Raw genomic sequence first — 19,551 nt, forward strand, 5'->3', positions numbered from 1 at the left:
GGAATAGCCATAAAAAAACCCGTCCCCTGCCGCCGTCAAGCGGGGGAACGGGCGTATAGACTCAAATGGCCCTCAGGGGCCGGGACGGGCACTCAAAGATTGAATGTGAGGGCCAGCGAGAAGACGCTTCCGCTGAAACTGGCGTCTTCGACGTTGTTCTCATTCTGGTCGGGATTCAGGAAGAGGTAGCGGTAGTCTCCGCTCAGGGAGATGTTGTCGTTCGCCGCCAGTTCCAGCCCGAATCCAAGGTGGTAGCCCATGTTGAAGTCGCTGTCGTCGGAGCAGCCTACCAGGCCCCCGTCGCAGTCGTAGTTTTGGTAATACAGACCCAGTCCGCCCAGACCGTAGGGACGCACGCCGGCATCAAGGGGAACAAAAAGCATCAGCGATCCAGTTATAGGCACCTGGCTGACGGTCACGTCGGTGCCGTCGGGATAGCTGTAGTCCGCGGAAGTGCGGTATTCAAGCGCGGCCTCAAAGCCCACGATGCGGCTGAAACGTAAGCGCATCTGTCCTCCGAAATAGAATTGGCCCTCGTTGGCATCCTCGGCCTGGTAGTAGCCGATGCGCGGACCGATGCCAAAGGCATTGTCGGAAGAGGTGTCCTGGGCTAAAATTGCCGCGGGGACCGCCAGGAACAAGGCAATGGCTAGCAGTATGGATTTTTTCATGAAAGTCGGTGATTTGAATTAGGGGTTACGGCCTGTGTACAGCACACCGACATGCTTGTTCCGGTCTTTTTGGAATAGGGCGGTCCCCTTGCTACTGGTTGCTGATGCGGTAGCGGATGATCTCCTCAATGGTGGGCAGCTCCCCGTCCGGATTCTGTTCAATGAGCGACTCCACGTCGTCTGAAGTCGCGCCCACGTTGCGCAGGCGGATCAGCTCATCCATGGTAATATCTGGATAACCCAGGTCGTGCATGTTGCTCGTGAAAAAGGCCGTCACGCCGGCCCTCTCCAGCTGGATGAGCTCGTCCACCGACAGCTCGTAGCCCAGCTCCTGCATCATGGCGGCGAAGGTGGAACTGACCCCCTCCTGCGCCAGGCGGGTGACCTGGTCCAGCGTCAGCTGATCGTAGCCCAGGGCGCGGATGGCACGGGTATAGGTGGCCGTGACCCCCTGCTCACGCAGGACTAGCAGGTCCTCCTCGGTCAGGCCCGTATAGCCCATCTCCTCCATCGAGGCGCCCATGGCCTGAAGGAGCTGCGGGCTGGGACTGTTCGAGAACAGTTCAAAGGTGGGAAAGAGATCGGGCTGAATCTCCATGTCGGTGTAGCGGTTCCCAGCATAGATGAGAAAGGTGGTCAGGAAACCGATAAGCAGCACATACTTGATCCAGTTGGAGGCCGAAAATCCTGCCTGCAGGATACCCTCACGGGGACGGCGGCGCACGCCGGTCTCTCCAGCACCCGATTCGTTTTCCAGCGAGCGGAGTTGCTCCTTGAGCGATTTAAACTTGGTGGTCATGACTTCTTGCCCGATCGTTGCCATTCACACTCTTCCTACGAATAACATTGCTTCGGGATTCACATAGCGGAAAAGTTGGACTCAGGAAGCCTGGCTGAAGGATCGCGTCAGGTCGTCGAAGGTGACAGGCTTGGTAAGAAAATCGAGGTACTCGGAGCGCTGGATACGGTTGCGGTACATCTGGTCGGTATTGCCCGTAATGTAAATAACGGGGATGTCCTCCAGCTTGCGGATCTCGGTCATGGCCTCGATGCCGTCGATCTCCCCCTGCAGGCGAATGTCCATCAAAATAAGGTCGGGCTTGAGTGATCTTGCCGAATAGATTGCCTCCTCGCCGGAGCGGACCTTGCCGACCACCCGGTGCCCCATGTTCTTGACCATCTTCTCGATGATCAGGGAGATGATCAGTTCATCCTCTACGATAAGTATGTTTTTGCTGCTCACGATGCCAACCTCTTCTTTTTGGGGGTTGCGTTCTGAACTTACATATACAAGAGAACTTCAGGCCCCTATTGTTACAAATTTCATATTAGAGTTTTTTAATACGCTATATGGGGCCCAAAGACCATTCATCACCCGATTTTGCAACCATCCAAGCCCTTCAAAGCCGCTCGCTTCCTGCCCGACCGATTCTACAGGCACCAAGATAATCGACTCCGCGCTATACTGCCTTAAGGTTATAAATGTTTAATCCGACCTGAAGGCCGAACTGTGCAAATTGCCCCCCGTGCAACTCGATTTGCGGACTCCGAAAAATTGTCTATTATCGGAGTACAGCTGATCCTCAACGAGCGCATAGGCCATGGACGGAGAAACCCTTACCCTCATTTTCCTCGTAGGAGGCCTGTTGCTGATGCTGCTGGAAACAGTAGTCCCGGGCGGGGTCTCGCTCTTCCTGGGACTCAGCGGATTGTTCGTGGCAGCCCTTCGCTGGTTCGGCATCATGGCCGACCCGGCCACCTCCGTGCTTGTCTGGCTCTTTTCTTCCATAGGACTCATCCTGCTGATGCGGCCCCTCTTTATGAAATACTGGGGAGGCGAAACCTCCTGGAAACCGGCAGACGAAGACCTGGAGGCCATGGACCAGCTGGTGGAGGTGACACAGCCGATCAATGCACACGACAGCAGCGGACGGATCCGGTTTCAGGGCAGCGACTGGCAGGCCCGCACGCTGGAAGGAAAAATTGAAGCCGGCCAAAAGGCGGTCATCAAGTACCGCGACAACGTCACCTGGATTGTCGAGCCTGCGGACGACTACCTGGACGATTTCTGAAACGCGGGCGAAGCCTCTCCGTACACTCTTTTCATCCCAACCCCAAATAAACCAGCTTATGTGGACCGCCATTCTAATCCTGGTTGCCCTGGGCGTCTTTATCTTTACCAAGGTCTTCAAGATTGTGGAGATGCGTGAGGAGGTCATCAAGGAGCGCCTGGGCAAGTACAACAAGACCCTCAAGCCGGGTTTTCACTTTCTCATTCCCTTTATCGACCGCCCCGCCTACCAGCAGGAAATGCGCGAGCAGGTCATCGACGTGCCCAGCCAGACCTGCATCACCAAAGACAATATCGAAGTGGAGGTCGACGGGCTGGTCTACGTGAAGGTGATGGACTCCTACAAGGCCAGCTACGGCATCGGCAACTACAAGATGGCCGCCGTCAACCTGGCCCAGACCACGATGCGCAGCGAGATCGGCAAGATAACGCTCGACGACACTTTTTCGGAGCGTGAGAAGATGAACGAAAATATCGTCGAGGAGATCGACAAAGCCTCCGATCCCTGGGGCATCAAGGTGATGCGCTACGAAATCCGCAACATCCGTCCTTCCGACAACCTGATCAATACCCTGGAGAAGCAGATGGAGGCCGAACGGGAGAAACGGGCGGAGATCACCGAGTCGACGGGATCGCGCGATTACAAAATCAACGAATCGGAGGGCGACAAGCAGAGCGCCATCCTTCATTCGGAGGCGCAGCGTCAGAAACGCATTAACGAAGCCAAGGGCAAGGCGAAGGAGATCGAGCTGATCGCCACCGCAACGGCTAAAGGACTCAAGCGCGTCTCCTCGGCCATCGCCAAGCCGGGCGGCGACCTCGCCGTCAAGACCAAGCTGATCGAACAGTTTGTCGGGCAACTGGGACGAGTCATGGAGCAAGCCAACGTTTCGGTACTGCCTACCGAAACCGCCAACCTGAAAACCTTCTTTGAAGGGGCCAGCAAGATTACCGAGCACACGCCAACCAAATCCAAGGGTGACTCCTGATGGACATTATCGAAATGATCAGTAAAATTGTACTGGGACTCCTCTCGGTCTTCGTTCTATTTAAATTTATTCAGTCCATTCAGCTCGTACCCAACCAGAAGGCGTACATTGTGGAGCGGCTGGGTTACTTCCAGAAGACGCTTGGTCCCGGTTTCCATGCTCTCATTCCCTTCTTCGACAAGGTGAAGTACCGCCAGGACCTCCGCGAGGAGACCATCGAGGTTCAGCCCCAGGAGTGTTTTACGCAGGACAACGTAAAGGTGGAGGTGGACGGGGTGATCTACCTCAGCGTCATCGACCCGGTCAACGCCTCCTACGGGGTGACCGACTACCGATTTGCCGCCGTGCAGCTGGCGCAGACCACCACGCGCTCCATCATCGGGACGATGGATCTGGACGATACGTTCGAAGATCGCGCGCGCATCAACAAGGAGGTGGTGGGCGTGCTCAGCGACATGGAAAAGCCGTGGGGCATCCGGGTGCACCGCTACGAAATAAAAAACATCATGACCCCGCGTACCATCCAGCAGGCGATGGAGCGGCAGATGACCGCAGAACGGGAGCGCAGGGCCACCATATCACGCTCGGAGGGCCTGATGCAGTCCACCATCAACGACGCCCAGGGTACGAAAGCAGGAGATCATCAACCAGTCGGAGGGTGAGATGCAGCGACAGATTAACGAAGCGGAGGGTGTGGCGCAGGAGATCGAGTCGCTTGCCGAAGCCACAGCCGTATCCATCGAGCAGCTCGCCGAAGCGCTGAACTCCGAAAAAGGGAAAGAGGCGATGCAGCTGCGGCTGGCTGAAAAATACATTGACCAACTCTCCAAGCTCGCCCGCAAGGAGAACGATATCATCATTCCCACCGACATCACCAACTACGACGACATCATGAAGGGTCTCTCGCTCGACAAGATTTCCATTGTGCCTGGGGAGGGTGACCTGGATATGCGATCGGACTGAGGCTGGGAGTCCCCGCGGCATACACGACATTATATAGGTAAAATAGCGTACGCATATAATCTTATTGATATGTATAATTTTTGTTAAAAATCCAAAAAAATAAGTTAATTTCTCTAAGATTTATATGCCCCAGCATCCCCTCAGGTGCGATTTTATCCATTCTGAAAGTCAACATATTTAAATTTGTGTGATGTATGGGGATCAGTTAAATTAGATTCACAACTTAATGTCGGGGTTAATATGGTATCAAGAGTAGATATTACTTTATTGCCGCCCCCACCTACATCTGAACAATCACCACAACCAAAACTGGGATTATGAATACCTTTAAAAAAATCATCACACTCAGCTCCCTTTGCTTGGGATTGATCCTTTTCACCATGGCGGACGCCACCGCCCAGGACGGTGACTTCGATCCTCCTTTCAGCCAGGGCGACGTGGTTATTAACGCCGGTATCGGACTTGGCACCACCTATTCCTGGGGCGGCGGACTGGGACTGCCTATCGGCGGCGGAGTCGAGTTCGGCGTTGCCGATCTGGAGACCGGTACCATAGGGGTTGGCGGTTCCGTAGGATACGTGGGCGGAACCGGCCTTAGCATCCTCTATATAGGCGGAAAGGGAAGCTACCACTATCCCTTTGAGAATTCGCCGGACCTGGATGTATACGGTGGACTTAGTCTTCTCTATCGTAACTTCAGCTGGGACTCCTCTTTCATACAGAGCAGCAGCGGCCTGGTCGTAGGTTTCCACCTGGGGGGACGCTACTACTTTGCCGACAACATCGGCGCCTATGCCGAGCTGGGCAACAACTGGGCCTGGCTCAATGCCGGTATTGTTTTCAAGCTGTAAGTCACAGTCAAGGGCCGGACACCGCTGCAAAAGGTTCCGGCCCATTTTTATATATCGGTCCTTACTTCGTTAAAACGACTGCTCACCAATTTAGTTGACCGGGACCTCCAGTTCCTCCTGACTCCCTATCATTATGGATGTTCAAAACACTTTCGATCGCATCAAGGCCATTTTGCTGAATCCAAAAAGCACCTGGCCTGAAATCAAACAGGAGAGCAGGACCAACAAGAATCTTATCATCTTTTACGCCCTGCCGCTCTCCATACTGGCCGGTTTGGCAAGCCTGGTCAATTTCCTGTCATCGGCAGGGATGGGCTTCGGATATGGACTGCAAATGGTGGTTCTTCAAATCGCTTGGCCGCTGATCACCATTGTTATCGCATCTTTCGTAATCAACACCCTGGCCGAAAATTTCAATTCCACAAAGGATCTGAACAGCGCCTTCAAGCTTGTAACCTACTCCTATACCCCATCGCTACTTGCGGCCATCATAACCAACCTCTCCTGGACCCTGGGATGGGTGGGTATCGTCGGCCTTTATGGCATATACCTCTTCTGGATCGGCCTTCCCGTGCTGATGGAAACACCCGAGGAAAAGAGGGGAGGGTACGTACTGGCCGCCGCTGTCATCATCATCGTGGTCAATCTGGTCATAGGAGCGCTGCTTGGATTCGGATCGATGGGGAGGGCGGGCTACCTGGGCTGATTTTCCACCCCAATGGATTTTTAATACCTTTTAAACACTGATTAACGCGAACCTGGGTAGTTGCAGAACCGCTCAAGTTCCTACAACCATATAACTCAATTTGAGGAATCTACTATGATTACTTGGGTAAAAAAAGCACGCGGACTACTCATCCTGTTACTTGGATTGTTCCTGATTCAGGGATGCTCTGATGAATCAAACTCCGAAAGCACCGGTTCCTTTACCATTGAGATCACTGGTGACGTGAACAAGACCATCGAAGGCACAGCCATCTTCGGCGGCGCCACCGACCCCGAAACGAACCAGTCAGGCTTTGTGCTGGTAATGAGCACCGCCGATGACCCCGAACAGTCCAGCGGAACCTCCGAAGGAGTTTGGATCGGCACCGACGACTCCGATCGTCCCGGTGAAGGCACCTACTCCCTGCTGAATACCGACAACTACGAAGAAGGCGACTCCGGTTTCTGGGGTTTCTCCTTCCTGAATGAGGGGCAACAAATGTCTACCATTATATACTCCACTTCGGGTTCCGTCGAAATCACGTCGTCCTCTTCCGACAACGTGAGCGGCACCTTTACCATGCAGGCGGAAGGCTTCCGCACCAGCGGCCAAGGATCCGAGGAGATTACCGTGACACTCTCCGGTGATTTCAGCGCAATCGGCGGGAATGCTTTCGTGCCCGGATCATTCTAAAAAGGTCTACAGGCAACGCTATATCAGTAAAAGGAAGTGACCATGGATAAACGCAACCCTCCGTTCCTCATCCCCGTACGCCAAAAAATTCCGCTGTTGCTGCTACTCGCCTTCGTCCTGACGGCATGGGGCTGCACCACCAGCGGATCCCTGCTCAACCAGATCCCCATCCACTCGGTGACGGTTCAGGTGCTCGACCAGCAAGGCAATCCCATACAGGGCGCCCAGGTGCAGACCTCCAGTGGCCGGGCCTCCTCCACTAACGAGGAGGGCATGGCCGAAGTGAACTTTGGCGCTGTGGGCGTGCACAGCATTACGGTGCTGGCCGACAACCATCTGCCCTCCAACTTTGTGGTGACCATGCCCGCCGACAACGGGGAGACCTATACACGGCGGCTGGCCGAAGAGATACAGATCGGCACCATCAGCTTCGGGTCGATCAACCTCTACCCGATGATCTTCAACTACATGTTCAGCAGCTACGGCTACAGCCACGCCGTCGAAGATTACGAGGAGGGAGAATACACCACCTGGAGCGTCTACACCGAAGAGGCGCAGGAAGACTCCATCACCATGACCCGCGCATTCCTTACCGAGAACGACAACGGGCAGCAGTGGTGGCGCATCGAAATGCGCTATCCCGATCGGGACGACAACTACACGGCTGAAATGCTCTTTTCGGAAGACCGCACCTCCATCCTGCGCTACCGCGAGCGCATCGGCCAGGGTGAACCGCAGGAGAAACCGGTGTCCGACAACTGGTACTCCAAGCCGGTGCAGCTGACTGAGGAGTCCATGGAGGGCGCCGTCAGCCAAAGCGATGTTTCGGTCACCGTGCCCTCCGGCACCTTCACGGCCGACCTGCTTGAGTTCGGGGTGGCATCCGAGACCACCCTGCGCATATGGCGGGTCCGGGACGGATCGGTGCCCGGAGGCGCCGTCAAGTATGAAACCGTCGAAGGTTCTGAATTGGATTACAGCAGCGAGCTGGTGGACTACGGCACAGACGCCGAAACAGTCCTCAACAGTTACTAGGCTGCTACGAATTACCTTTGGGGGACCAAAATGAATCAGGCACCGCCTTTTCGGGCGGTGCCTGATTCATTTTCGGGAGGTATTTCATCCCTCAGGGGTTCTCGGGATCGAAGGGGGGCGGGAGCTTGGTATCGCTGCCGTTGTCCACAATAGGCTGGTCCCAGCCGTCAAGGCTATTGCCGATTAGCTTGGTATTGCCGCTGTTGGCAAATACATAGATACCCCAGGTCCCCCCGTCGGCACCCAGGCTATTCTGAACAAGTTTGTTGTTGCTCCCGGATACGTAAACTCCGAGGTTCACAGTGGAGCGGGCGTCGTTAACCACACGGTTGTGCAACACCTTGTTGCCATTTCCTGCCAGGGCTATGCTGTAGTCGTTGTTACTCAGCTCGTTGTCCCTGATATGCACGTCGTCCGATCCATTTACGATGATGCCGGACGAACCGAAGTTGTTCAGGTCCCACCAGTGGTCGGAGACAGTGTTTCCGCTGATCTTGCCAGTAGCTCCCCGGGAAATCTGTATGCCGTTTTCGGCCCATCCGGTAGTCTGGGCTCCGGTGCCCGTGACGCTGTTGCCCGTTACCCGGGCGTCGGTGCCCTCACGGTCAAGCAGGATGCCGACGCGGTGGGCGCCCTCGATGGTGTTGTCCGCTATGCTGCCTGAAGCGCCGTAAAGATAGCCGATGGAGATGAACTGGTGGGGGTAGTCATCCTCAACCGTAACATCCGTATGGCTGACGTCCAGGCTGGCGCCGTTGCTGTAGACACCGAACTGCTCCGATTTGGCGCCGTCAGTGGTTCCCGTGATGGAAACACCCCGCACGGAGTGGCCGTCCTCGTCGTAGTAGGTGCCGATATCGCAGGGAGCCACCGTCATGGAGCCCCCGTTCAGCGTCGTGTTTACGTATTTGGCGGTAAGTCCCTCATGTCCGGTCTCCTGGCATGTCTGCAGGTCCTGCGCCTCTACGCCACCCGTGATTCCCGGGCCGTTTCCGTTTCCGCCTCCATTGCCCGCTCCGCGTCCGTTCGGTGGACCAGGCTGGAAGCCCAGTTCGCTGCAGCCCGTAAAAAGCACCATGGCGAACAGGACCAGCAGTGCGCAGGTTTTTGTGATGCGCCTGTCGTCGATAATGGAATGTATCATACTACCCTCCTTGATGGGTTAATTTCAGGTGAGTTGAATGGAAATATCTGCTATTCATTGGGATATATAAAAAAAGGCGGCCTAAAAGCAAAGTGCGGCCGGTCGGATCCGCGCCAAATACCCCTCAGTTGCTCCAGAGCCAGATGGCTGCGGCCGCCAGGGCCAGGAGCACGGCCCACGCCGCCAGGGCTATACGCGTGGCCTTTCGCGCCTTCTCGGCCTCCCACCAGGTTCTGGGACGCACCCCCTGCACCAGGAAGGTGCCCACCCCGGCCAGGTTGATGCAGATCAGGTTGGTGGCCGTCAGGATCGCCGCGCCCACCGCCTGGCCCCCGTAGCCGGACCCCAGAAGCAGTCCCGCGTTGACCAGGGGCGGCAGCAGAGCCACCGCCACCATAACCCCGACAATAGCCGCGGGGACGTCCCTGGTGAAGGCGAGCACACCCGCGCAACCTGCCGCCAGGGCGATGATGATGTCGCTTAGGCTGACCGTCGACCGGGAAAATACCTGATTCGAAGAAGGATCCACCGTCAGCAACAGCCCCATCAGACAAGCTACGCCGAAGGCCAGCAACAGACCCGCCAGGTTGGTTTGAAGCGCACGCCAGCCCAGCTTGACGTCCCCAAGTGTTACAGCCAGCGACATGGAGACATTCGGACCCAGCAGCGGAGCGATCACCATGGCCCCGATGATAACAGCCACATCGTCGCGGAGGAGTCCCATCCCCGCCACCAGGGCCGAAAGCACCACCAGTCCGATGTAGACCGGCGTCAGATCCCCGCCTTCCGAAACATCGTTGTAGAGCTCCTCCCGGCTGATGCGGCCGGACGAGGACTGGGACTCCCCGGAGGTATCGTCCGGCTTTTCCGCATCCTCTGCTTCTTCGGGTACGGGGAGGGTGGCCTCCACAGCATAGAGCATGATGCGAAAGCCCTCGGTGTGGGAATAGCGGTTACTTAGCTCGTCGCTGAGTCCCTCGATGCGCTCGGCGTCCAGCAGGAAACGAATGCTGGACCGCTCGTCCGAAAGCTGCTGCATCCAGGTTTCGATGGGCTTGTACTTCTCGGCCATCTCCCCCGCCTCCTCCACGGCCTCGGGGGTTGAAACCATTTCCAGGATACGGTAGCTCATGGGTACGAAAATCGAGTTGCGAAGGTCCGGGTGCGTCTGCGTGCGCCCCTACGAGGCCTAATGGTACAAAATTTCGACCACTATCCGGTACCGGACTACGCAACAGCCTCGATCTCCAACAGCATGTCGGGATCGATCAGGCGGCTCACCTCCTGCATAGAGCTTCCCGCCTCCTCCAGCGCCCGTCGGATGTTGGCCAGGGTCTGTACAGCCTGGGCGTACATGTCGCCCCGGCCGACCACCTCCCCTTTATCATCGGTGGCGGTGGTTCCGGAGACAAAGATATGGTTTCCGGCGCGTACCGCGCGCGAGTAGCCCACGATGGGCTCCCACCGGGTGCCGGTGTTCACTCGTAGTCTTGACATGGCTGATGTGGGTTGGATTGGCATAGAAAAACCCCGCCTCCCATTCAGGAAGAGGGGTTTTTAAAATAAGTAGTGGAGGTGCGGGGAATCGAACCCCGGTCCGAGATGGTATATCGTTCAAGCATCTACATGCTTAGTTGCCGAATTGGGTTTTGCCCGGGGCAACGCTCGGCAACAAACAACCCCGGACTAGTCCGCTGAGAGTTCACATGGGTTAAGACGGACGGCTCAACCCATGCTATCCTGTCATAGTCGACGCTCCTACAGCACTAACAGGCAAGAAGCTGAAGGAACGGCTTGGCTGCGTTACGCAGCCAGGCTATAGGAATAGTTGGTATCAACTACATTTAATGCAGGATGATTATTTACGAGTGTCATCGCGCAAACTCGGCATGCAGCCTGCGATGCTACTCACCCCGTCGAATCCATTACACCCCCAATATGTCAAAGAACACGCCTCACCGGGTAACGTCCACCCAGTTCGTGTTGGTACATCTAAAATAAGAAATAACCATGCCAATCCAATGACCTCCGCCATCTTATCAGATTACTGGCAAGCCTGCAGTCCCCCCTTTGCGATTGTATAGCAGATTTGCCATGTTTGAAGATACATTACATATCATACCGGCAGACGAGGGGTTCCAGGGCAGGGATCTCTCCCATCTTTCATGACATTCCCCTCTGCCGCATTTTTCGTGCTTCCACCGGGTTGTACGGAAAGTGGACCGACGGGCAGCCGGCCCTTCTGGCCCCGGCCGTACGGCGACGGGCTTCAGTTTTTCCCCGTTATGCCGATACTTATGGTAGAACGTCATTTATTCATTACCCCTGAACCTGACTGTAAGAGAGCAATGCCATGGCACACCCGTCTTCCTCGCTAAACAAGATCCTTCTGGGCCTTTTCACCATCGCTTTCCTCCTGCCAGCCCTCCAGGGCAATGTCCGTGCCCAGGACAACGGCACGACGGTTCACGATTCCGGGCTGGACAATCTCCAAACCGTGACCCGGTCCCCGGGAGAGCTGTCAGCCCTGGCCTATATCGTCCAGGTGGGCAGCGGGGGAAGCGCCACCATCATCCAGCAGGCTGGTGCATCGGCGGCCGGAGCTGCCTTCGGCGAAGCGCACATCCGCCAGCTTGACGGATGGGGAAACGAAGCGCTTATACATCAGGAAAGCGCAACCGGGCCCCACGACCATGAAGTTGTGCAGAGGGGCGACCGCAACACCGCCACCCTCCGGGCCCGGGCGGGCGGCCAGCAAGGTACGGTGATCCAGGAGGGCACATCCAATACCGTGCGCCTAGAGCAGTATGGGGCGGCCGGAAGTCGTGCCTACGTGCGCCAGGGCAGATCGGAACCGGGTGGAGATGTTTCCGGAAACCTGATCGAAATCTACCAGGGCATGGGCGGCGACCACACGCTTCGCGTCATACAGACCGGCAGCCACAACTCGGGCGACATTATCCAGTACGGGACCGGGGCTGACGCCTTCCTGCATCAGGCCGGGGACCGAAACAACGCGCGAATCCTGCAGGGTAGCAGTCCCCAGCGAGGCGGGCACCAGCGATAGTCCCATTCAGATCATCTCTTCGGAGGCGGGTGGGCGCAGGTTGTAAGAGGAGCTCATGACCCGCCCGTAGGCGCCCGCATGGGCGATGAGGATCACATCTCCCTCCTGCGACTCCGGCATGTGGCGGTCGATGCCCAGCTTGTCACCCGACTCGCAAATGGGTCCCACCACGTTTACCACGCTGTCTGAGGGCTCTTCGAGGCGACTCAGGTTGACGATGGTGTGGCGGGCGCCGTAGAGTGCGGGACGGATGAAGGAATTCATGCCGGTGTCCACTCCCAGGTAACGCACGTTTCCCTTGCCTTTCAGCTGGGTCACCCGCGTCAGGAGCACTCCCGCCTCGGCCACCAGGTAGCGCCCCGGCTCCACCCAGATCTCATAGCCGGGCCAGGCGCGGCGGAAGGCGTCCAGGGCCTCATCCACCCGCTCCAGGTCGACGGCGCTCTGGGTCTCGTTTTCGCGGACGCCGAATCCTCCGCCCAGGTCCAATATATCCACCCCGCCCAGCTCCTGCGCCACTTCGTGCAGGGCGAGGGCGGTGTTCTTCCAGGCGAGGGGGTCCTTGATGCCACTGCCCGTGTGGGCGTGCAGGCCGCGCACCTTCAGGCCGAGCTCCTCAGCGCGCCGGGCCACCTCAGGTATTTCGAAACGGGGTATGCCGAACTTGGAATGCGTTCCGCCCGTCTTTACGTGGCGATGGTGCCCGTGGCCGTAGCCTGGGTCGATGCGCAGGAAGACCTCCCGGCCCTCGAAGAGTTCCGGCCACTGGCGCAGCGGGTAGATATTGTCCAGGGTCACACGCACCCCCAGCCCAAATCCCCTGACGTACTCCCCGCGTGGGGCGAAGTTGGGGGTGAAAAGCACCCGCCCGGGGTCGATGTCGGGGAAAAGCTCCAGCACGCACGCCACCTCCCCGATGGAGACGCACTCCAGTCCCAGTCCCATGCCTTCCAGCTCGCGCAGCACGCCGGGATGGGCGTTGGCCTTCATGGCGTAGAAGATGCGGTCAACCGACGACATCTCCAGCATCTGCAAGGCGCTGCCGCGCAGGGTCTGCCGATCGTAGACGTAGCGCGGGCTGCGCTCACCGCCCAGGCGGAGCAGCTCCTCGCGGCGGCGGTTCCACCAGGCGGTTTTGACCGGGTCTTCGGGCTGTCCGTCGCCCATCAATTCGGTCCACGTCGGACCGAAAGAGTGACGGTTGCCCGACTGGGTGATCACCTGCTCGTGCAGCTGGCGTACCAGGCGCCCGGCCTGGCTGCTGTCCACCACAAAAGTGAAGTTGAGATCGTTGGCCGCCTGGCTGAGCAGGTAGACGTGCTGCTCCTGAAAGACCTCGAAAGCGGGCCCCAGCTGGTGCAGGATAGTGCGGATGTTGCGTCCCAGCAGGCTGACAGCGGAGACCCCTCCGATGATCTTCACCCGGCAGTGCTCCTGCAGTTCACCTACGAACGCCTCCTCCACCTGCCGGAAATGGGCGTTGAGCCCGGGATCCAGCGATACGGTCACGTTCGATTCGGAGGTCGAAACCAGGTCGATGGAGAGGCCGTGCTTCTTGAAAACCGCAAAGGTGTCCGACAGGAAGCCCACCTGCTGCCACATGCCCAGCGATTCCATACTCACCAGGACGACGTCGCTGCGCACCGCCAGCGCCTTGACCATGGCCTCCTCATCGGCGGAACTTCCCGATATAACCGTCCCCTCCAGTTCGGGCCGCTGGGTGCAGCGCACGTGGATGGGTATGGCGTGCTCGCGGGCTGGCCGGATGCAGCGCGGGTGCAGCACCCGGGCCCCGTTGGTGGCGATTTCCTGGGCTTCGGCGTAACTGAGCCGGCGCAGCAGCCGCGCGGAGGGCACCTGGTGCGGATTGGCCGAGAACATACCCGGCACGTCGGTCCAGATCTCCAGGCGTTCCGCCCCGATCTTGGCCGCCAGGTAGGCTGCCGAGGCGTCCGATCCCCCGCGCCCCAGCAGTACGGTTTGTCCCCCGGGATCGCGGGCAATGAATCCCTGCGTCAGCACCACAGGACCCGCCTCGGAAAGCCGGCGCCGCACCTGGGGGTCCGGGGCGATGTCGCATACCGCCGACAATACCTCGGCCCGCTCCCCGACATTGCGCTGGGGTACGCTCTCCAGCAAGTCGCGGGCGTCCACCAGCGCAGCACCGTCCAGCCGACGGTCCAGCCAGGCTGCGCCCAGGGCGGTGGCCATGAGCTCGCCCAGTCCCATGAGCCGCGCCTGCACCCGGTAGCCGGCCTCCCCCACCAGCTCGATGCCACGCACCAGGCGTTCCAACTCCCCCAAGTGCCCGCCCAGCAGGGTCTCCCCGTCCAGTTCCAGGTCCCGCGCCAGCTCCAGGTGCTGCTCCCGGATGGCGTCCACAGCCGCCCCGCGTCCTTTCTCCGTATCGCCGTCAATGAGCTCCTGCAGGCGGTTGGAGACACCGGCCAGGGCGGAGTGGACCACACAGACACGCGCCCCCTCCCGGCGCCTCACGGCCACTACCTCCGCAATGCGCTCCCAGTTTTCACGGGAAGAGACGCTGGTCCCCCCAAATTTAAGTACCATCCACTTTTCGATGTCGGTGCCCATAACGTGTTCCAAAAGTTCGAGCGGAGTGCGTTCGCGTGCCCGCACAGCCGCATGGTCTGCCATACTGGCTTAAAGATAGCAAGGCTGAGTCGGATATATTACCCTGCCGCCTAAAAATATCCCTTCCGTGCCATTTAGCCTTGAAGGGAACGAACCCCGGTCCCCTGCGCATTCGTATAGCCTTGCACCCCGAACCCCGAATCCGAGGTACCTTGCGCACCGTTTGCTCTGTTGTCCTCCTGGCGGTTCTGCTGCCGGCGTTGCCCCTGTACGCCCAGCAAACCGCAACGCTGAACGGCTACGTAAGCGATGCGGAGTCGGGCGAAACCCTTATCTCAGCCAACGTGGGCATAGGCGAGGGCACGAAGGGCAGCTCTTCCAATACGTCGGGATACTACAGCATCACCGGTATCGAACCCGGTACCCACACGGTTATCGCCACCTATATAGGCTACCGCCGCTTCGAGCGGGAGGTCACCTTTGCCGAAGGGGAGAAGGTGCGGCTGGACATCGAAATGGAGCCTGAGACCTTGCAACTCGATCAGCTTGTGGTGGAGTCGGAAGAAGAGAAGGAGGAGCAGAAGGACCTCGGGGTCTCCCAGCTTGAAATCCAAACCATCAAGAAGGTGCCTTCGGTATTCCAGGCCGACGTCTTCCGCGCCCTGCAACTGGTGCCGGGCGTAAAGTCGGCTTCCGACTTCTCCAGCGGACTCTACATACGGGGAGGCAGTCCCGATCAGACTCTCATCCTTCTCGACCGCACAGTGGTCTATAACCCCACGCACTTTTTCGGCTTCTTTTCCACCTTCAACCCCGACGCCGTCAAGGACGTGCGCCTCTACAAGGGAGGCTACCCCGCCCGCTACGGGGGACGCCTCGGGTCGGTGCTGACCGTCTTCAACAAAGACGGAAACCGCATGGAGACCGAAGGCTCGGTCACCCTCGGTCTGCTCTCCTCGCGCCTCTCCCTCGAAGGACCCCTCAAGAAGGGCTCATGGATGGTGGCGGCACGCCGCTCCACCCTGGAGCCCCTGCTGGCGGGGCTGCGGCAGGTGGAGGAGAACATCCCCTCCCGCTTCTGGTTCCTCGACCTGAACGGTAAGATCAACTACGACCCGGACCCCGACAACCGGCTTTCGCTGGCCTTCTATTCGGGTGCCGACAACCTCTCCTTTCCCTTCGCCGACGACGCCGGCATACGGCTCAACTACGGCAATCAGACCCTCAGCGGGACGTGGACCCACCTCTTTTCCGACCGGATCTTCGCCAACTTCACCGTCACCGGCTCGCGCTATTTCAATTTCCCCTCTTTTGAAATCGCCGCTACCCCCTTTAAGAGGTCGAACAACATATGGGACTTTTCCGTGAAGGGGGATCTGGAGTACCTGGCCTCCGACCGCCACGACCTCTCCGCCGGCCTCTGGAGCGGCATCAAGACGCTCAAGGTGCGGGACTCCTTCGACGGTACGGAAACCTTCTCCTCGCGCATCCAGGCCCCCTACCACTCCTTTTACCTGCAGGACACCTGGACGCCTTCCGAACGATGGGAGGTGACCGGGGGAATCCGCCTGAATGGTTTCGCCGAGGGCGGATACTGGCGACTCTCCCCGCGGCTTTCAGCCGAATATCAGCCCTCCGATCGTATCCGCCTGCAGGGAGCGTACGGACGCTACCATCAGTTTCTCACGCTCATCAGCAACGAGGCCTTCACCGGCTTCGATACCTGGCTCACCACCGACGACGGGGTGCCGCCGGCATGGGGGGACCAGTTCGTGGCGGGCGTCAAAACCATACCCCGGGAGGGGTGGGGGCTGGACGCCGAGGTCTACTACCGCACCATGAAGGACCTTTTCGAACTGGACCCTTTCCTGCCCGACATTGCCGGTCTGGAGTACGAGGAGATCTTCCGCTTCGGGGAGGGCTACGCCTGGGGGGCGGAGCTACTGCTTGAAAAACGTGTCGGGCGTCTCACCGGTTTCCTGGGCTACACCTTCAGCGTAACCCGCCGTAAATTCCCCGGCTTCAACGAGCCCCTCACCGGCGGGGAAGGCGCCCGATTCTACCCGCCCAAGTTCGACCGGCGTCACGACTTGAACCTGGTGCTCAGCTATCGTCTCGGTTCGCGCTGGGAGGCCACCGCATCCTTCAACTACGCCACCGGCCAGGCCTACACCGAACCGCTGGGACGCACCCTGGCCGTCGATTTCCCCACCTCTTCAGCCAACCTGGACCAGCTGGTGGTGGGTCGCGTCAACGCTTCGCGCCTGCCTTCCTATCACCGCCTGGACCTCTCCTTCAGCCGCAGCGGCACCTTTTTCGGGCTGGGCGAAGCGCAGTGGCAGTTTCAGCTTATCAACGCCTATTCGCGGCGCAACGTCTGGTTCTACAACTTCAACTTCGAAGAGAATCCCGTGGAGCGGAGCGAAGTCCCCCTGCTGCCCATACTTCCCTCGGTCTCCTACACCGTTAACTTTTAATGACCCCGTGAACGCAATACGCCCCCATACCGAATCCAAAGCCGACCCGACCCCGGGCCTCCCCTCCATTCGCCTGCCGGCCGTCCTGCTGCTGGCAGCCGCGCTGCTGGCCGGACTTTCCGCCTGCGATCCCTATGCGCAGGACTCCTACCGGGAGTACCTGGTGGTGGAATCCTACCTGGTGGCCGGGGCGCCCCTCCCGGAAGTGCGCCTTACGCGCACCCTCCCACTTGAAGAGGAGTACACCCTTCAGAAAGCGGGGGTGCCCGACGCTTCAATACGCATCATGCAGTTGAACGAGAGCGAGAGCGCCGTGAACACCTACACCTACCGCTACGACGAAGAGGGGACCTACCTGCCCGTGGACAACAGCGCCCGTATCCGGGCCGGCAGGCGATACCGCCTGGTGGCCGAGGTTGCCGGGGAGGAGCCGGTGCGGGCGGAAACCCTGGTACCGGGCGCATTCCAGGCCACGGACGTTGCGGTGGACAGTGCGGCCTACCAGTCCGACAACCAGATCGAAGTCACCACCACCCCCAGCTACTACCCGGGGAGGCAGTCGTTTTTCCTGTTCACCCTTGAGGTGCAGGATCCTACGGTAGTCGAGCTCACCCCCTTTTACCTTGACCAGTACGTCCAAACCGACGACGGGGAGGAAAGGCGGCAGCTGCTGGAGGAACTGGCGAAGAACTCTTCAGGCATCATCAACGAGCGAAACTACGAACGCAACGACAACCAAACCATCACCCTGCGGCTGCCGTGGATTGCCGTGGCCTACTACGGTCCCAATGATCTTATTGCCAGTGCCATAGACGACAACATGTACGATTTTCTGCGCTCACAGTCCGTGCAGACGGGGGGCTCCACCCTTCCGCCCGGGGAGGTCCAGAACGTGCGCTATCATGTGGAGGGCGGCATCGGTATCTTCGGGAGCCTGGCAACCGACACGGTCAGCATTTATATTGTTCGCAACCATGACCTTCCGTAGCAAAGCCCTGCTTATCACACTCCTGCTGACGCTGGCGGCCTCCGATCCGGCTCACCATCTCCTGGCCCAGTCGTCCGGAGAGGATGACCTGCGCATCGCGCGCGTCAAGTACCGGGGCGGCGGCGACTGGTACAACGACCCTTCCTCGCTGACCAACCTGGTGGAATTCACCCGCAGCCACGCCCCCCTGGCCATGGGTACGGAGTTCCGCGACGTGGCCCTCGGCAGCAGCGAGCTGCACAAGTATCCCTTCGCCTTCATCACCGGCCACGGCACCATCAGCTTCAACAGCGCCGAGGTGGAGAACCTGAGGTCCTTCCTGGAAAACGGAGGCTTTCTCTACATCGACGACGACTACGGGCTCGACTCGCATTTCCGCGAGCTCATAGGTGCGGTTTACCCGGGCGAAGAACTGGTGGAAGTTCCCTTCGACCACCCCATCTATCACCAGATTTTCGATTTTCCCAACGGCCTGCCCAAGGTTCACGAACACGACAACGAGGCGCCGCAGGGCTTCGGCCTCTTCCGCGAGGGACGCATGGTGCTCTTCTACACCTACGAGTCCAACCTGGCCGACGGCTGGGCCAATCCGGAGGTGCATCAGAATCCCGCCTCTCTCCGCGAGCAGGCCCTGCGAATGGGCGCCAACATCCTGGTATACGCCCTCACAAGCGGGCGTTAGGAGCGGCAGCCGGTCGGTTTCTCTCCCATTTTTATCGCAGTACGCCATTTTTTTCAAAGGCTTTTTTTGGTGATATTTAGCCTTTCGCTGCCCCTTTGCCCAGGCAGGCGGTAGCCGGCCCGCCGGCCGTTGTCCGGAGGGCATTCATACCAATGTCCAGATCCCCACGCCATGATCATTCCCATCGCAAGCGACCATGCGGGCTACCCCGCCAAGGAAACCGTCAAGGAGATCCTCGAGGAGATGGGCCACATGCCCGTGGATTTCGGCACGCACTCCGAGGAGTCGGTGGACTACCCCGAATTTGCCGTGCAGGTGGCCGAAAAGGTGGACGGCGGCGAGCACGATCAGGGTATCCTGATCTGCGGCAGCGGACAGGGCATGTGCATGACGGCCAACAAGTTTCCCAACGTCCGCGCCGGGCTGGTCTACTCGCCCGAGGTGGCCGCCCTCACGCGCCGCCACAACAACGCCAATGTGCTCTGTCTGCCCGGCCGCGAGCTCGACAATAATCAGCTCCGTGACATTCTCGAGGCCTGGTTCGACTCGGATTTCGAGGGTGGCCGACATGAGCGCCGGGTGGGCAAAATCCATTCCCTAACCGAGAAATCCTGAGCTTCCC

At 58.9% G+C, this 19,551-nt stretch carries 20 protein-coding genes and 1 other RNA gene; 13 read left to right on the plus strand and 8 right to left on the minus strand.

What is annotated here, in order from left to right; genetic code table 11:
* Positions 1-92: 92 nt before the first annotated feature.
* The 3 genes from U5K31_04030 to U5K31_04040 form a co-directional block, all read right to left on the minus strand.
* Positions 93-671 (minus strand): outer membrane beta-barrel protein, encoded by a 579-nt coding sequence (locus U5K31_04030; protein ID MDZ7771894.1) that lies wholly within the window; start codon positions 669-671, stop codon positions 93-95.
* 91 nt (positions 672-762) lie between these two features.
* On the minus strand, positions 763-1,470 hold the full coding sequence (locus tag U5K31_04035) for a hypothetical protein (protein ID MDZ7771895.1): 708 nt from the start codon (positions 1,468-1,470) through the stop codon (positions 763-765).
* Between the two features lie 81 nt (positions 1,471-1,551).
* Positions 1,552-1,914 carry a response regulator gene (locus U5K31_04040; GenBank protein ID MDZ7771896.1) on the minus strand — a complete coding sequence of 121 codons (363 nt, stop codon included), beginning with the start codon at positions 1,912-1,914 and terminating at the stop codon, positions 1,552-1,554.
* A gap of 358 nt (positions 1,915-2,272) precedes the next feature.
* On the opposite strand from U5K31_04040, the gene U5K31_04045 reads away from it, so the two are divergent.
* From U5K31_04045 to U5K31_04080, 8 genes are all read left to right on the plus strand, one after another.
* On the plus strand, positions 2,273-2,743 hold the full coding sequence (locus U5K31_04045; GenBank protein MDZ7771897.1) for an NfeD family protein: 471 nt from the start codon (positions 2,273-2,275) through the stop codon (positions 2,741-2,743).
* Between the two features lie 58 nt (positions 2,744-2,801).
* The gene (locus U5K31_04050) at positions 2,802-3,731 is read left to right on the plus strand and encodes an SPFH domain-containing protein (protein ID MDZ7771898.1); all 930 of its coding nucleotides are present in this window, start codon (positions 2,802-2,804) and stop codon (positions 3,729-3,731) included.
* Positions 3,731-4,393: a paraslipin gene (locus tag U5K31_04055; protein MDZ7771899.1), complete on the plus strand. Its 663-nt coding sequence runs from the start codon at positions 3,731-3,733 to the stop codon at positions 4,391-4,393. Before U5K31_04050 ends, U5K31_04055 begins: the two co-directional genes overlap by 1 nt.
* A 1-nt stretch (position 4,394) precedes the next feature.
* On the plus strand, positions 4,395-4,694 hold the full coding sequence (locus U5K31_04060) for a band-7 C-terminal domain-containing protein (protein ID MDZ7771900.1): 300 nt from the start codon (positions 4,395-4,397) through the stop codon (positions 4,692-4,694).
* Positions 4,695-5,011: 317 nt separating this feature from the next.
* Positions 5,012-5,545, plus strand: coding sequence for a hypothetical protein (locus U5K31_04065; protein MDZ7771901.1), 534 nt, complete (start codon positions 5,012-5,014; stop codon positions 5,543-5,545).
* A gap of 133 nt (positions 5,546-5,678) precedes the next feature.
* A complete protein-coding gene (locus tag U5K31_04070; GenBank protein MDZ7771902.1) occupies positions 5,679-6,251 on the plus strand; it encodes a Yip1 family protein in 573 nt (190 codons plus the stop codon).
* A gap of 114 nt (positions 6,252-6,365) precedes the next feature.
* A complete protein-coding gene (locus U5K31_04075) occupies positions 6,366-6,944 on the plus strand; it encodes a hypothetical protein (GenBank protein MDZ7771903.1) in 579 nt (192 codons plus the stop codon).
* Positions 6,945-6,986: 42 nt separating this feature from the next.
* Positions 6,987-7,979, plus strand: a complete 993-nt coding sequence (locus U5K31_04080; protein MDZ7771904.1) for an Ig-like domain-containing protein — start codon at positions 6,987-6,989, stop codon at positions 7,977-7,979.
* A gap of 91 nt (positions 7,980-8,070) precedes the next feature.
* On the opposite strand, the gene U5K31_04085 is transcribed toward U5K31_04080, so the two are convergent.
* The 4 genes from U5K31_04085 to ssrA form a co-directional block, all read right to left on the minus strand.
* Positions 8,071-9,123 carry a right-handed parallel beta-helix repeat-containing protein gene (locus tag U5K31_04085; protein ID MDZ7771905.1) on the minus strand — a complete coding sequence of 351 codons (1,053 nt, stop codon included), beginning with the start codon at positions 9,121-9,123 and terminating at the stop codon, positions 8,071-8,073.
* 124 nt (positions 9,124-9,247) lie between these two features.
* On the minus strand, positions 9,248-10,255 hold the full coding sequence (locus U5K31_04090) for a TIGR00341 family protein (protein MDZ7771906.1): 1,008 nt from the start codon (positions 10,253-10,255) through the stop codon (positions 9,248-9,250).
* A 95-nt stretch (positions 10,256-10,350) separates the two neighbouring features.
* Positions 10,351-10,620 carry a Rid family hydrolase gene (locus tag U5K31_04095; GenBank protein MDZ7771907.1) on the minus strand — a complete coding sequence of 90 codons (270 nt, stop codon included), beginning with the start codon at positions 10,618-10,620 and terminating at the stop codon, positions 10,351-10,353.
* A gap of 70 nt (positions 10,621-10,690) precedes the next feature.
* Positions 10,691-11,058: a transfer-messenger RNA gene (ssrA, locus tag U5K31_04100) on the minus strand.
* A gap of 418 nt (positions 11,059-11,476) precedes the next feature.
* On the opposite strand from ssrA, the gene U5K31_04105 reads away from it, so the two are divergent.
* A complete protein-coding gene (locus tag U5K31_04105) occupies positions 11,477-12,190 on the plus strand; it encodes a hypothetical protein (GenBank protein MDZ7771908.1) in 714 nt (237 codons plus the stop codon).
* A 6-nt stretch (positions 12,191-12,196) separates the two neighbouring features.
* Here the strand turns inward: U5K31_04105 and U5K31_04110 are convergent, their stop codons facing one another.
* Positions 12,197-14,794, minus strand: a complete 2,598-nt coding sequence (locus U5K31_04110; GenBank protein ID MDZ7771909.1) for a bifunctional aspartate kinase/diaminopimelate decarboxylase — start codon at positions 14,792-14,794, stop codon at positions 12,197-12,199.
* Between the two features lie 200 nt (positions 14,795-14,994).
* Here U5K31_04110 and U5K31_04115 point away from each other — a divergent pair, with 200 nt between their 5' ends.
* The 4 genes from U5K31_04115 to rpiB all read left to right on the plus strand — a co-directional run bounded on the left by U5K31_04115 (position 14,995) and on the right by rpiB (position 19,544).
* Positions 14,995-17,259, plus strand: a complete 2,265-nt coding sequence (locus U5K31_04115; GenBank protein MDZ7771910.1) for a TonB-dependent receptor — start codon at positions 14,995-14,997, stop codon at positions 17,257-17,259.
* Positions 17,260-17,266: 7 nt separating this feature from the next.
* Positions 17,267-18,247 (plus strand): DUF4249 domain-containing protein, encoded by a 981-nt coding sequence (locus U5K31_04120; protein MDZ7771911.1) that lies wholly within the window; start codon positions 17,267-17,269, stop codon positions 18,245-18,247.
* Positions 18,234-18,929 (plus strand): DUF4159 domain-containing protein, encoded by a 696-nt coding sequence (locus U5K31_04125; GenBank protein ID MDZ7771912.1) that lies wholly within the window; start codon positions 18,234-18,236, stop codon positions 18,927-18,929. Before U5K31_04120 ends, U5K31_04125 begins: the two co-directional genes overlap by 14 nt.
* Positions 18,930-19,100: 171 nt before the next feature.
* Positions 19,101-19,544 (plus strand): ribose 5-phosphate isomerase B, encoded by a 444-nt coding sequence (rpiB, locus tag U5K31_04130; protein MDZ7771913.1) that lies wholly within the window; start codon positions 19,101-19,103, stop codon positions 19,542-19,544.
* Positions 19,545-19,551 lie beyond the last annotated feature (7 nt).

It is taken from the genome of Balneolaceae bacterium (assembly GCA_034521445.1).
Taxonomy (GTDB): Bacteria; Bacteroidota; Rhodothermia; order Balneolales; family Balneolaceae; genus JAXHMM01.

Bases quoted from the DNA above. Each gene is read 5' to 3' on its own strand.
- U5K31_04030 (MDZ7771894.1), bottom strand. From the start codon at position 671: ATGAAAAAATCCATACTGCTAGCCATTGCCTTGTTCCTGGCGGTCCCC.
- U5K31_04035 (MDZ7771895.1), bottom strand. From the start codon at position 1,470: ATGACCACCAAGTTTAAATCGCTCAAGGAGCAACTCCGCTCGCTGGAA.
- U5K31_04045 (MDZ7771897.1), top strand. From the start codon at position 2,273: ATGGACGGAGAAACCCTTACCCTCATTTTCCTCGTAGGAGGCCTGTTG.
- U5K31_04050 (MDZ7771898.1), top strand. From the start codon at position 2,802: ATGTGGACCGCCATTCTAATCCTGGTTGCCCTGGGCGTCTTTATCTTT.
- U5K31_04055 (MDZ7771899.1), top strand. From the start codon at position 3,731: ATGGACATTATCGAAATGATCAGTAAAATTGTACTGGGACTCCTCTCG.
- U5K31_04060 (MDZ7771900.1), top strand. From the start codon at position 4,395: ATGCAGCGACAGATTAACGAAGCGGAGGGTGTGGCGCAGGAGATCGAG.
- U5K31_04065 (MDZ7771901.1), top strand. From the start codon at position 5,012: ATGAATACCTTTAAAAAAATCATCACACTCAGCTCCCTTTGCTTGGGA.
- U5K31_04070 (MDZ7771902.1), top strand. From the start codon at position 5,679: ATGGATGTTCAAAACACTTTCGATCGCATCAAGGCCATTTTGCTGAAT.
- U5K31_04075 (MDZ7771903.1), top strand. From the start codon at position 6,366: ATGATTACTTGGGTAAAAAAAGCACGCGGACTACTCATCCTGTTACTT.
- U5K31_04080 (MDZ7771904.1), top strand. From the start codon at position 6,987: ATGGATAAACGCAACCCTCCGTTCCTCATCCCCGTACGCCAAAAAATT.
- U5K31_04085 (MDZ7771905.1), bottom strand. From the start codon at position 9,123: ATGATACATTCCATTATCGACGACAGGCGCATCACAAAAACCTGCGCA.
- U5K31_04090 (MDZ7771906.1), bottom strand. From the start codon at position 10,255: ATGAGCTACCGTATCCTGGAAATGGTTTCAACCCCCGAGGCCGTGGAG.
- U5K31_04095 (MDZ7771907.1), bottom strand. From the start codon at position 10,620: ATGTCAAGACTACGAGTGAACACCGGCACCCGGTGGGAGCCCATCGTG.
- U5K31_04105 (MDZ7771908.1), top strand. From the start codon at position 11,477: ATGGCACACCCGTCTTCCTCGCTAAACAAGATCCTTCTGGGCCTTTTC.
- U5K31_04125 (MDZ7771912.1), top strand. From the start codon at position 18,234: ATGACCTTCCGTAGCAAAGCCCTGCTTATCACACTCCTGCTGACGCTG.
- rpiB (MDZ7771913.1), top strand. From the start codon at position 19,101: ATGATCATTCCCATCGCAAGCGACCATGCGGGCTACCCCGCCAAGGAA.